This is a genomic window from Pseudomonas sp. S44, assembly GCF_016624805.1.
GTDB lineage: Bacteria > Pseudomonadota > Gammaproteobacteria > Pseudomonadales > Pseudomonadaceae > Aquipseudomonas > Aquipseudomonas machongensis.
Genome location: NZ_JACVTY010000012.1, coordinates 41,869 through 54,411 on the forward strand (window position 1 = coordinate 41,869; position 12,543 = coordinate 54,411).

The 12,543-nt window shown below is 62.1% G+C and carries 12 protein-coding genes; 3 read left to right on the forward strand and 9 right to left on the reverse strand.

What is annotated here, in order from left to right:
* Positions 1–31 precede the first annotated feature (31 nt).
* Positions 32–1,807: a glyoxylate carboligase gene (gene gcl / locus IAE40_RS11545; protein ID WP_063543967.1), complete on the reverse strand. Its 1,776-nt coding sequence runs from the start codon at positions 1,805–1,807 to the stop codon at positions 32–34.
* Between the two features lie 257 nt (positions 1,808–2,064).
* On the opposite strand from gcl, the gene IAE40_RS11550 reads away from it, so the two are divergent.
* A complete protein-coding gene (locus tag IAE40_RS11550; RefSeq protein ID WP_054893650.1) occupies positions 2,065–2,505 on the forward strand; it encodes a GlcG/HbpS family heme-binding protein in 441 nt (146 codons plus the stop codon).
* A gap of 66 nt (positions 2,506–2,571) precedes the next feature.
* Here IAE40_RS11550 and IAE40_RS11555 read toward each other — a convergent pair whose 3' ends face one another.
* Positions 2,572–3,183, reverse strand: coding sequence for a TetR/AcrR family transcriptional regulator (locus tag IAE40_RS11555; RefSeq protein WP_054893651.1), 612 nt, complete (start codon positions 3,181–3,183; stop codon positions 2,572–2,574).
* Between the two features lie 273 nt (positions 3,184–3,456).
* On the opposite strand from IAE40_RS11555, the gene IAE40_RS11560 reads away from it, so the two are divergent.
* Entirely contained in the window at positions 3,457–4,371 is a 915-nt protein-coding gene (locus IAE40_RS11560) for a DUF808 domain-containing protein (protein WP_200603194.1), read from the forward strand.
* A gap of 54 nt (positions 4,372–4,425) precedes the next feature.
* Here IAE40_RS11560 and IAE40_RS11565 read toward each other — a convergent pair whose 3' ends face one another.
* The 7 genes from IAE40_RS11565 to puuE all read right to left on the reverse strand — a co-directional run bounded on the left by IAE40_RS11565 (position 4,426) and on the right by puuE (position 11,467).
* Entirely contained in the window at positions 4,426–5,208 is a 783-nt protein-coding gene (locus IAE40_RS11565; RefSeq protein ID WP_054893653.1) for an outer membrane protein OmpK, read from the reverse strand.
* Between the two features lie 354 nt (positions 5,209–5,562).
* Positions 5,563–6,348, reverse strand: coding sequence for an outer membrane protein OmpK (locus IAE40_RS11570; RefSeq protein WP_063543971.1), 786 nt, complete (start codon positions 6,346–6,348; stop codon positions 5,563–5,565).
* 137 nt (positions 6,349–6,485) lie between these two features.
* Complete coding sequence (locus IAE40_RS11575; RefSeq protein ID WP_197892484.1) at positions 6,486–7,841, reverse strand: nucleobase:cation symporter-2 family protein; 1,356 nt, start codon at positions 7,839–7,841, stop codon at positions 6,486–6,488.
* Positions 7,842–8,040: 199 nt separating this feature from the next.
* Positions 8,041–9,360 carry a urate hydroxylase PuuD gene (locus IAE40_RS11580; RefSeq protein WP_153773389.1) on the reverse strand — a complete coding sequence of 440 codons (1,320 nt, stop codon included), beginning with the start codon at positions 9,358–9,360 and terminating at the stop codon, positions 8,041–8,043.
* Positions 9,361–9,416: 56 nt separating this feature from the next.
* A complete protein-coding gene (locus IAE40_RS11585) occupies positions 9,417–9,920 on the reverse strand; it encodes an ureidoglycolate lyase (RefSeq protein ID WP_054893657.1) in 504 nt (167 codons plus the stop codon).
* 105 nt (positions 9,921–10,025) lie between these two features.
* Positions 10,026–10,541 carry a 2-oxo-4-hydroxy-4-carboxy-5-ureidoimidazoline decarboxylase gene (gene uraD, locus IAE40_RS11590; RefSeq protein WP_054893658.1) on the reverse strand — a complete coding sequence of 172 codons (516 nt, stop codon included), beginning with the start codon at positions 10,539–10,541 and terminating at the stop codon, positions 10,026–10,028.
* Positions 10,541–11,467, reverse strand: coding sequence for an allantoinase PuuE (gene puuE, locus IAE40_RS11595; protein WP_054893659.1), 927 nt, complete (start codon positions 11,465–11,467; stop codon positions 10,541–10,543). The genes uraD and puuE overlap by 1 nt, the downstream gene beginning before the upstream one ends.
* 400 nt (positions 11,468–11,867) lie before the next feature.
* Here puuE and uraH point away from each other — a divergent pair, with 400 nt between their 5' ends.
* Positions 11,868–12,221: a hydroxyisourate hydrolase gene (gene uraH, locus IAE40_RS11600; protein ID WP_054893660.1), complete on the forward strand. Its 354-nt coding sequence runs from the start codon at positions 11,868–11,870 to the stop codon at positions 12,219–12,221.
* Positions 12,222–12,543: the final 322 nt, after the last annotated feature.

The following is a 12,543-nucleotide window of genomic DNA, read 5'->3' on the forward strand; positions in this document are numbered from 1 at the left end:
CCCCCGGCAGCCTGCGCGGGGGCGTCGGCAATCAGTCGAGCAGCGAGATGGCGGTCGGCGCGTCGTTGCCGACCAGCGCGAGGTCTTCGAACTCGTTGACCGCGTTGATCTCGGTACCCATGGAAATGTTGGTGACGCGCTCGAGAATCACCTCGACCACCACCGGCACGCGGAACTCTTCGGCCATTTTCTGCGCCTTGAGCAGGGCAGGGGCGATTTCGCCCGGCTCGAACACGCGCAGCGCCTTGCAGCCCAGGCCCTCGACCACGGCGACGTGATCCACGCCGTAGCTGCCGGCTTCGCTGGAGTTGATGTTCTCGAACGCCAGTTGTACACAGTAATCCATGTCGAAGCCACGCTGGGCCTGGCGGATCAGGCCGAGGTAGGCGTTGTTCACCAGCACATGGACGTAGGGCAGGTTGAACTGCGCACCGACCGCCAACTCCTCGATCATGAACTGGAAGTCGTAGTCACCCGACAGCGCCACCACCTTGCGTTTCGGGTCGGCCTTGACCACGCCGAGGGCCGCGGGGATGGTCCAGCCCAGCGGGCCGGCCTGGCCGCAGTTGATCCAGTGGCGCGGCTTGTACACGTGCAGGAACTGCGCGCCGGCAATCTGCGACAGGCCGATGGTGCTGACGTAGCAGGTGTCCTTGCCGAATACCTGGTTCATTTCTTCGTATACGCGCTGCGGCTTGACCGGCACGTTGTCGAAGTGAGTCTTGCGCTGCAGGCTCGACTTGCGCTGCTGGCAATCTTCCAGCCAGGCCTTGCGGCACTTGAGCTTGCCGGCCGCTTTCCATTCGCGGGCCACTTCCAGGAAGGCGTCCAGCGCAGCGCCGGCGTCGGAGACGATGCCCAGGTCAGGGGTGAACACACGGCCGATCTGGGTCGGTTCGATGTCGACATGCACGAACTTGCGGCCTTCGGTGTAGACATCGACGGAGCCGGTGTGGCGGTTGGCCCAGCGGTTGCCGATGCCGAACACCAGGTCGGACTTGAGCAGGGTAGCGTTGCCATAGCGGTGCGAGGTCTGCAGGCCGACCATGCCGACCATCAGTTCGTGGTCGTCAGGGATGGTGCCCCAGCCCATCAAGGTCGGGATCACTGGCACGCCGGTCAGTTCGGCGAACTCGACCAGCTTGTCGCTGGCGTCGGCATTGATGATGCCGCCACCTGCAACCAGCAGCGGACGTTCGGCGTCATTGAGCAGGGCCAGGGCTTTCTCGGCCTGGATACGCGTGGCCGAAGGCTTGTGTACCGGCAGTGGCGCGTAGGCGTCGATGTCGAATTCGATTTCGGCCATCTGCACGTCGAATGGCAGGTCGATCAGCACCGGGCCTGGGCGGCCGGTACGCATCTCGTAGAAGGCTTTCTGGAAGGCGTAGGGCACCTGGCCCGGCTCCAGCACGGTGGTGGCCCACTTGGTCACCGGCTTGACGATGCTGGTGATGTCGACGGCCTGGAAGTCTTCCTTGTGCAGGCGGGCGCGGGGGGCCTGGCCGGTGATGCACAGGATCGGGATGGAGTCGGCCGAGGCGCTGTACAGGCCGGTGACCATGTCGGTGCCGGCTGGGCCGGAGGTGCCGATGCACACACCGATGTTGCCTGGGTTGGCGCGGGTGTAGCCCTCGGCCATGTGCGAGGCACCTTCGACGTGGCGAGCGAGGACGTGATCGATGCCGCCGACTTTCTTCAGGGCCGAGTACAGCGGGTTGATGGCAGCCCCGGGAATGCCGAATGCCGTCTCTACGCCTTCACGGCGCATGACCAGAACGGCTGCATCGATTGCTCTCATTTTGCTCATGATTTGTGCCTCATCGATTTTGTAATTGTATACAACTTGCTTTGCGCCAAAGTGTATTCACGCTCTGAGCTTCAGGTCAATGCATTTTCATCGGGTCGATTGGCTTTCGCTGGAAACCCCACAGAAAAGGCGTTCTATCTGTTGGAGTACGATCGTTCAAAAATATTGTATACAAAAAAACTTTCTGTTGTGTTCTATTTGCTTATCGGTTTTCAACTGCCCATCAGGGCTTCTCACAACAAGAAGAGGACCTTTCCATGAACGCAATGACGCTCAACGTCGCCAACACCTTGGTCGCCGCCGCCCTTGCCGCCGGGCGCAAGATCGACGCCGCACCGCTGACCGTGGCGGTGCTGGATGCCGGCGGCCATCTGCTGGCCTTGCAACGCGAGGACGGTGCCAGTCTGTTACGTCCGCAAGTGGCGATGGGCAAGGCCTGGGGGGCTGTGGCCCTGGGCAAGGGGTCACGCCTGCTGGCGCTGGATGCACAGCAGCGACCGGCGTTTTTCGCGGCGTTGAACGGCTTGGGCGAGCGGTCGGTGGTACCCGCACCAGGTGGGGTGCTGATCCGTGATCAGGCGGGGAAAGTGCTGGGTGCGGTGGGGATCAGCGGGGACACGTCGGACATCGACGAGCAGTGCGCAATCACTGCCATCGAGGCGCTGGGGCTTACGGCTGATGCTGGGGTAGCTGTCTGATACTGCGCTGGCCTGCGCTCCCGCCAAGGCCCGTCGGCCACGGGTGGGAGCGGTGTACGCCGACCGTCAGGCCGCCTCGGGCTCACACCCCTTGAGCACCAGGCGGATGATGGTTTCGGCGGCGGCGTCGTAATCGCTGTCGGCGAGCTTGGCCTTGCCGGTCACCACGGCAATCTGCCAATCGAAGTCGGCGTAGGTTTGCGTCGCCGCCCAGATGCTGAACATCAGGTGATGTGGATCGACCGGGGCGATCTGGCCGCGTTCGATCCAGCGCTGGATGCACTCGATGTTGTGTCGCGCCTGCTCGTTGAGCTGCTCGACCTGCCCAGGCGAGAGGTGCGGGGCGCCGTGCATGATCTCGCTGGCGAACACCTTGGAGGCATGGGGCAGGTCGCGGGAGATGCGGATCTTCGAGCGGATGTAGCCGCTGAGCACTTCTTTGGGATCGCCATCGGCGTTGAACGGCGTGGACGCCTGCATGATCGGCGCGATGATGCTCTCGAGCACCTCGCGGTAGAGGTTCTCTTTCGACTTGAAGTAGTAGTAGACGTTCGGCTTGGGCAGACCGGCCTTGGCAGCGATATCGCTGGTCTTGGTGGCGGCGAAGCCTTTGTCGGCGAATTCCTCGCTGGCCGCGCGCAGGATCAGTTCCTTGTTGCGCTCGCGAATCGTGCTCATGGTCTATGAATCTTCCTGTGACTGGCCGCCTCTAGGCTCTGTACGAAAAGCCTTGATACTCGGTGATGCTGCGTTGAAAACAGCCTCGGAATGCTCATTTACAATCCGTAAACTCCGCTTCCTCGGCTGTTTTCGCCTTGCCTGACCTTCGTCTCAAGGCTTTTCATACAGACCCTGAGAGCGTCGGGCATGGTAGCACCGGCCCAGAGAGCGGCTCAAGGCGACGGCATTGGGCTAGAATCGGACCTTTGCAATCATTGGAAACACAACGACATGGCAGGAAGCAGCTTACTGGTGTTGATCGACGACATCGCCACGGTGCTGGACGATGTTTCGCTGATGACCAAGGTCGCGGCGAAGAAGACCGCAGGCGTGCTGGGCGATGACCTGGCGCTCAACGCCCAGCAGGTGACCGGGGTACGGGCCGAGCGGGAGATCCCGGTGGTCTGGGCGGTGGCCAAGGGCTCGCTGCTGAACAAGGCGATCCTGGTGCCGGCTGCCCTGTTAATCAGTGCATTCATCCCCTGGGCGGTCACGCCGTTGCTGATGCTTGGGGGTGCCTACCTGTGCTTCGAGGGCTTCGAGAAGCTGGCGCACAAGTTCCTGCACAGCAAGGAGGAGGATCAGGCGCAGCACACGGCGCGCAAGGAGGCCGTGGCCGATGCGAATGTCGACTTGGTCGCCTTCGAGAAGAACAAGATCAAGGGCGCAGTGCGCACGGACTTCATCCTCTCCGCCGAAATCATCGCCATCACCCTCGGTACGGTGGCCGATGCGCCGCTGAGCCAGCAGATCATCGTGCTGTCAGGCATTGCCGTGGTCATGACATTGGGTGTGTACGGGCTGGTGGCCGGAATCGTCAAGCTCGATGACCTGGGGCTGTGGCTGACCCGCAAGGGCTCGAGCCTGGCACAAGCGGTCGGCAATGGCATCCTGCGTGCGGCCCCCTACATGATGAAGAGTCTGTCGGTGATCGGCACCGCGGCCATGTTCCTGGTCGGTGGCGGCATTCTCGTGCACGGCATCGCGCCGCTGCATCACGCCATCGAGGCCTTTGCCGACGGACGTGGCGGGGCACTGACCGGGGCGTTGATCAACGGTGTGCTGGGAGTGTTAGCCGGGGCGGTGGTGCTGGCGGTGGTAAGTGTGGCTGGCAAGTTGTGGCGGATGCTGCGGCCAGCAGCGTGATCATCGGTGGGTCTGCTTCGCGGTTTTACCCGCTAAGCAGACCCACCGCTCAGATCAGAAGTGCACCTTGACCAGGAAACTCATGGTGTTCTGGTCGGTGGTGAAGGCATCGCTGTCCTTGATCCCGTACTTGTCGCTCCAGTAGTCGTACTCGATACCGACGTACAACTGCTTCTCACCCAGGTGCAATGCCTTGCCCAGGTCATATTTGACCTGCGGGTTGAAGTGCAGGTTGGCGTGGTAGCTGCCACGGCTGTTCTCGTCGTTGTCCACCACCCAGTCCATGAAGCCGTCGATCAGCACATCCGATGAGCCCACGGGAATGGTGTAGGACCACACTGGAGTGATCTGCCAGACGTGATCACCCGGGCGGCTGCCATCGGTGGTGCGGTGGTAGAAGTTCAGCTGGAAATAGTCGAAGCCAGGAATCGCCAGGTCGAAGCCAGGGCCGATCAGGTAGGACTCGGTATCACCCTCGCCGAACTCGTAGGTCATGGCCAGCAGCACATCCTTGACCGGGCCGAACTCCAGCTTCTGGTCGAAGATCTTGCCGAACGACAGGCGTGGGCTGATCTCGCCGTAGTAGGTGTTCGGGCCGTTGTTCGCGTCTTTCTTGCCCTGGTAGAAGATCTTGTCGACGAAGATGAAGTTGTCGCCGTACTTCCAGGCATCTGCGTGCTCGAAGGTGACGGTCTGCTGGGTCTCGGGGTTGACCTTGAAGTTCTTGCCCCAGAGGTAGGTCAGGCTGTTGGTCTGCCACTGCAGCAGGTCGTCGGCGAAGCTGGTGCCGCAGGCGAGCAGGCCGCCGGCGAGGATCAGGCTGTTGATGATGCGCATTGCGTGTGTCGCTCCCTTGATTGGATGTTGCTGTCAGCGCTCGTGTCGGCGCCTTTCTTGTCTTTCGGGTCAGTTTTTTCGGGTTGGCCACAGCTCTCTGGCAAGTGCTGCGCCAACTTTCCGGGTTGGTCACAACCATCCTGCTCGACGTCGTTCTGAACGGATGAAAAGGGTGTTTCTGGCTGGCAAAACATCGACCAACCGCCCGAATTCATTGACTGAGCGGTCAGTAAACGCGGGCAGGATCCGGCCTGCCCTGAGCGAGGGGGCGCGCAGATTACTGGCTTGCGCGCCGGTCCTCAAGTGCTCCGTCCTGGAGCGCGGTGATACAAAATTGGGCGTTCGGTCAGGTTCTTAGAAATGCACCTTGACCAGCGCACTGGCCACGCTCTGGTTGCTCTGCAGATTGCCGCGGCTGTCGATGCCGTACTTGTCCTTCCAGTAGCTGTACTCGAACCCGACATACAACTGCTTGGCGCCCAGGTTGAGGGCCTTGCCCAGGTCGTACTTGACCTGCGGGTTGAAGTGCAGGTTGGCGTGGTAGGTGCCGCGGCGGGTCTGGTCGTTGTCGGTCACCCAGTCCATGTAGCCGTCGATCAGAAGGTCGGAGCGGCCCAGGGGAATGGTGTACGACCAGCCAGGAGTGAACTGCCAGACGTTGTCGCCGGGGCGACTGCCCTCGGTGTTGCGCAGGTAGATGTTGAGGTAGAAATAGTTGAAGCCAGGGATGTCCAGGTCGAACCCGGGGCCGATCAGGTAGGCGGCGTTCAACCCTTCGCCACGCTCGTAGGTCATGGCCAGCAGCACGTCCTTGACCGGGCCGAAGGCCAGTTTTCGGTCGAGGATCTTGCCGAACGACAGGCGCGGGCTGAACTCGCCGTAGTAGGTGTTCACGCCTTTGCTGGCGTCGGTCTTGCCGTTGTAGAAGATCTTGTCGATGAACAGGAAGGTGTCACCGTACTTCCACTTGTTGGCGTGCTCGAAGGTGATGGTCTGCTGGATGTCCGGGTTGACCTTGAAATCCTTGCCGTAGAGGTAGGTCAGGCTTTCGCCGTGCCATTGCAGCCAGTCGCCCGCGAACGCGGGGAGGGTGGCCAGCAGGCTGCTGCCCAGCAGCAGGGACGAGGTGGTGCGCTTCATGTGCGAATTCCCGTGTTCTTGTTGTTGTTCGAGGTTTCTTCGGCGCGCAGGCGCCCCGGACGGCCCGCTCCCGTGGGCCGCCGGTACTGCGTTTCACTGCTTGGACGAGACGGGCGGCCAGGGCGCCGCCCGCTGACTCAGTGCGGGTGACAGGCCTCGTTGTGGGCCGCGCGTTCGGCGCCCCCGAGGATGTTGAACAGCACGTTCAGTATCAGGGCGCTGAGCGTGGCCATGGCGATGCCGCTGTGGGTGATGGGCTCCATCCACTGGGGCATCTGCGCGAAGAACTCCGGACGCACCACCGGGATCAGCCCGAAGCCGACGCTGACCGCGACCAGCAACTGGTTGCGCCGATCACTGATGTCGGCCTCCTGGAGGATCTTGATGCCGGTGGCGGTGACCATGCCGAACATGGCAATGGATGCGCCGCCCAGTACCGCAGGCGGGATCGAGGCGATCAGGAAGGCCGCCTTGGGCAGCAGGCTGAGCAGGATCAGCAGCGCGCCCGCGACCACCGTGACATAGCGGCAGCGCACCCCGGTCATCTGCACCAGGCCGATGTTCTGGGCGAAGGAGGAGTGGGTGAAGGTGTTGAAGAAACCGGCCACGAACGAGGCGCCGGCATCGCACAGCAGGCCGCGACGCAGCATGCCGGGTGTCACTTCGCGGTCGGTCACCTTGCCCAGGGCCAGGAACATGCCGGTGGACTCGACGAAGATGATCACCACCACCAGGCACATCGACAGGATCGGCGCGAGGCTGAAGGTCGGCATGCCGAAGTGCAGTGGCGTGACCACCTGCAGCCACGGCGCTTCGTTCAGGCCCGACAGGTCGACCATGCCGATGGAACCGGCCAGCACATAACCCAGGCCCATGCCCACCAGCACCGACACGTTGACCCAGAAGCCACGCATGAAGCGATTGATCAGCAGGATCACGGCCAGCACCAGGCCTGCGACCATCAGGTAGATCGGCGAACCGAAGGTTTCCGCCTGTTGCCCGCCGCCGGCCCAGTTGACCGCGACCGGGAACAGCGACAGGCCGATGGAGGTGATCACGGTACCTGTGACCAGCGGCGGGAAGAAGCGCACCACCTTGGACATGAACGGCGCGATCAGCATGCCGAAGAACCCGGCGGCGATGGTCGCGCCGAAGATCCCCTGCAAACCCACACCGGGCATGCCGGCCATGGCCACCATGCTGCCGACGGCGGCGAAGCTTGCGCCCATCATCACCGGCATGCGGATGCCCACCGGGCCGATGCCGAACGACTGGATGATGGTAGCGACACCGGCCACGAGCAGGTCGGCGTTGATCAGGAAGGCGACTTCTTCACGGGACAGCCCGGCGGCCTGGCCGATGATCAGCGGCACGGCGATGGCGCCGCCGTACATCAGCAGGACATGTTGCAGGCCCACCAGGATCAGCTGGAACAGGGGCAGGGGCTGTCGTGGCGGCGCAACGGGGATGAACGCCTTGGGTGACTCGGACATGCAGCACCTCGAGTTTTGTTTTTATTCTCGGATCCAAGCGGGCGGCTCCAGGCGGCAGGCGCTTCGGTTGAAGGACCTGGGGTTTCCGGATGGAGCCGTACGCTCGATGCTTGCTTGTTACGGTGTTTCATTGGAAGCGAGGCCGGCAACACCGGCCTCTACGCGGGCAAGCCCGCTCCCACAAACAGAATGTGCGGTGTCAGTTGACCGGGGCACCCTTGGCGATCCAGTCGCCGACCAGCTTGCGTTCCTCGACGGTCATCTGGGTGATGTTGCCCAGCGGCATGATCTGGCTGGCGACGGCCTGCGCCTGGATGCGCGCGGCCTGGGCCTGGATCTGCTGCGGGGTGTCGAACATCACGCCGCCCGGGGCGGTGCTGAACAGTGGGCTGGTCGGTTTCGACGAATGGCACACGGTGCAGCGTTCCTGGATGACGTCGTGGATCTTCTCGAAGTTGCCGGGCGCAGCCTGGGCGGTGGCCTGGGCCGGCGCTTCGGCAGGTGCCTGGGCAGCCTTGGCAGCTTCCTCGGCGCGTAGCTCGGCAGCGGTCTTGCCGCCGACTGCAGTGGCGGGCAATGGCTGGTACTCGATCTTCGCAGCAGCCTGCTCGGGCGAGGTCGGCAGCGGCTTGGGACCGGTCACATAGGCCAGGCAGATCATCGCCAGGGCACCTACAGGGAGGGTCCAGGCGTATTTGTTGCTGTCGTGGCGGGTGTTGAAATAGTGACGGATCAGTACCGCAGCCACTGCGATCCCGGCCAGGATCAGCCAGTTGTACTGGCTGCCGTAGGTGCTCGGGAAGTGGTTGCTGATCATGATGAACAGCACCGGCAGGGTGAAGTAGTTGTTGTGTCGCGAGCGCAGCAGGCCCTTGGCCGGCAGTACCGGATCAGGGGTCTGGTTGTTCTCGATCGCCGCCACCAGCTGGCGCTGGGCCGGCATGATGATGCGGAACACGTTGCCCACCATGATGGTGCCGATGATCGCGCCGGTGTGCAGGTACGCGCCACGACCGCTGAACACCAGGCTGAAGCCCCAGCATGCCGCGATGATCAGCACGAACAGCACGGCGCCGAGCAGGGCGGGGCGCTTGCCCAGTGGTGAGTCGCAGAGGAAGTCGTAGACGAACCAGCCGACGACCAGCGAGCCGATGCCGATGGCTACGCCTTCGGCGCCGCTCAGGGTGCTGCCAGGTGCCAGCAGGTACAGGGTTGGGTTCCAGTAGAACACCACGCACAGCAAGGCGATCCCGGACATCCAGGTGAAGTAGGCTTCCCATTTGAACCAGTGCAGGTTCTCGGGCATTTTCGGTGGTGCGAGCTTGTATTTCTCCAGGTGGTAGATACCACCGCCATGGATGGCCCAGAGGTCACCTGACAACCCATCGCGCGGGTTGCTTCGATTCAGGTGGTTCTCCAGCCAGACGAAGTAGAACGATGCACCGATCCAGGCTACGCCGGTGATCATGTGAACCCAGCGAATGCTCAGGTTCAGCCATTCGTGAAGGTGTGCTTCCACAGTATGTACCTCTGCCGATCACCGACAGGCCGAGACCCGGGATGACCGACCTTTTCTTATTGGTGGGGATTGAGGATCAACATCTGTTCCTCGGTGAAGTAATGCTCGTCGCAGTTGTTGCCGGAACCACTGCGATCAACCACCAGGAAGTCATCCCGCTTTTCGATCGTCAGCACCGGGTGGTGCCAGACGCCGCGATGGTAATTAACGCCCTGCCTGCCGTTGCTGCGGAAGGCTCGGACCAAGCCTGATACAGGTGCATCGCCAACTGGCGCGACCACGATCAGAAAGGGGTTGCCGAGCAGCGGAATGAAAGCCTGGCTGCCCAGCGGATGGCGCTCCAGCATGCGTACGGTCAGCGGCATCTCCAGCGCGTCGGCGCGGAAGATGCTGATGATCGCCTTGTCTTCCGGCTCGGCGGTCTCGACCGTGGCGAGCTTGTGGAAGCGCATGGTCGAGCCGTTGTTGATCATGAAGTGGTCGCTGCCATCGGTTTCGATCACGTCACCGAACTGGGCGAAGGCTTCTTTGGTCAGGGGCTCGATCATCAGGGTACGCATGCGGTTATCTCTTCTGTATTCGTTATCGGTATGTAGGGCGGACCTCGTTCGGGCAGGCCCTGGGTGCGGTCGCGTCACGCACTCGGGCCAGTCCGGGTTTGGTCCTCAAAGCTGCAGCAGGCGGAACAGGGCGATCAGGTTGATCTGCGCCAGCGCTTCCTTGAATTCGGCATCGGTGTCGTTGTGGATGCGCTTTTCGAAGGAGGCGAGGATCTGGTGCCGGTTGCTGCCCTTGACCGCCATGATGAACGGAAACTGGAATTTTGCCTTGTAGGCGTCGTTGAGTTCGGTGAAACGTGCGAACTCTTCGGCAGTGCACTGGTGAATGCCGGCGCCGGCCTGTTCGTTGGTGCTCGATTCGGTCAGTTCGCCCTGCACCGCTGCCTTGCCGGCCAGGTCCGGGTGAGCGTTGATCAGCGCCAGTTGCTCGGCGTGGCTGGCGCTGAGCAGGATGTCGCTCATGCGCTGGTGCAGCACCTCGATCTCGTCCAGCTCGCTCAGGTTGCCCAGCGCGTAGGCTTTTTCGGCGACCCACGGCGAGTGCTCGTAGATGTCGGCGAAGGCCGCGACGAAGGCGTCACGGCCGAGGGTCGAGGGCTTGAGGGTGTTGAAAGCGGTCATCAGGCGTTCTCTTTCTTGTACGGATGGGTGGCGTGCCAATGGCGGGCGATGTCCACGCGACGGGCGAACCAGACCTGCTCGTGGCTCTTGGCGTACTCGACGAAGCGCTTGAGCGCGGCCAGGCGCGCGGGGCGGCCGACCAGGCGGCAGTGCAGGCCGATGGAGAGCATCTTCGGCGCGTGCTCGCCTTCTTCGTAGAGCACGTCGAAGGCGTCCTTGAGGTACTGGAAGAACTGCTCGCCGCAGTTGAAGCCCTGCACCTGGGTGAAGCGCATGTCGTTGGTGTCCAGGGTGTAGGGGATCACCAGGTGCGGCTTGTCGGTGGGGTTGTTCGGTTCCCAGTAGGGCAGGTCGTCGTCGTAGGTGTCGCTGTCGTAGAGGAAGCCGCCTTCCTCCATCACCAGGCGCCGGGTGTTCGGGCCAGTTCGCCCGGTGTACCAGCCCAGCGGGCGCTCGCCGGTCAGTTCGGTGAGGATGCGGATGGCCTCGAGCATGTGCTCGCGCTCCTGCGCCTCGTCCATGTACTGGTAGTCGATCCAGCGGTAGCCGTGGCTGCAGATCTCATGGCCGGCCTCGACCATGGCGCGGATCACGTCCGGGTGGCGCTGGGCGGCCATGGCCACGGCGAACACGGTCAGCGGTACGCCGGTGTCCTTGAACAGCTTGAGCAGGCGCCACACCCCGGCGCGGCTGCCGTATTCGTAGAGCGACTCCATGCTCATGTTGCGCACGCCCTGCAGCGGCTGGGCAGCCACCATTTCAGAGAGGAAGGCTTCGGACTCCTTGTCACCGTGCAGGATGTTGCGCTCGCCACCTTCTTCGTAGTTGAGCACGAAAGACAGGGCAATGCGGGCGTTGCCCGGCCATTGCGGGTGAGGTGGGTTGTTGCCGTAACCGATCAGGTCGCGAGGGTAGTCAGCGCTCACTGCAGTCTTCCTTATGTTCGTAGGTGCGGGTGGTGGGTGGACCGCGGCGGGTTGTCGCACGCACCGGATGGGATGATTGTATACAACTTATTTGACCATTTGTAAGCCCGTTTTTCCGCATTTCTTCCCACTTGTCGCCTCAAACTCAGGCTGGAAAAGCACTGCAAGAAACCTGCCTGATCGGTCAGATAATACCTCGGCCTGCTGCACAGGCCCTGTATTTGCGATGGATGCTCATGCTCGGAAGGCCTGGTGTGAGCGGTGCGCAGCGGGGTTCAAAAAATTGTGTACAATCTGAATCGAAAGTGTCTTAATGAGCCCATTCCGGCATTTCGTCAGCCTCGTGTTGGTGCATGCCGTGTATTTTCTGCCCATGCAAACGACAAGAGGCGACAAGCAAATGGGACGTTTGACCACACACGTACTGGATGCCGCTCACGGCTGCCCGGGCAGCTCGATCAAGGTCGAGCTGTACCGTGTCGAAGGCCAGCAACTGGAGCTGGTGAACAGCGCACTGACCAACAGCGATGGCCGCGTCGATGCGCCTTTGTTGCAGGGCGATGACTACCGTACCGGTGTCTACCAGTTGCAGTTTGCCGCCGGGGACTACTACCGGGCCAAGGGTGTTGCACTGCCTGACCAGGCGTTTCTCGATGTCGTGGTGCTGCGCTTCGGCATCGATGAAGGGCAGGAGCACTATCACGTGCCGCTGCTGATCTCGCCGTACAGTTATTCGACCTATCGTGGGAGCTAGGGTCTGGCTGAAATGTGTCTGCGCGAAGGCCAGGCAAGGCGAAACGGGGCGAGGAAGCGGAGTTTACGGGTTGTAAATGAGCATTCCGAGCGCCGTTTCAACGCAGTATGGGCGAGTGCAGATACATTTCAGACAGAGCCTGGTTGGTCGCTAGAAGAATCTTCGTAGGTCCTTGCCCGCTATCACACTGGCGGGCTTTTTTCATTCTGTAGCAATTGCCCGAAACCCCGCCCGATCCCCCCGACCCGCATCCCTTCGCTATCCAAGCACGGAAACGAATCAGCGTTCGTCGCAAAGCACTAAGTGGCGCATTGATGGCGTG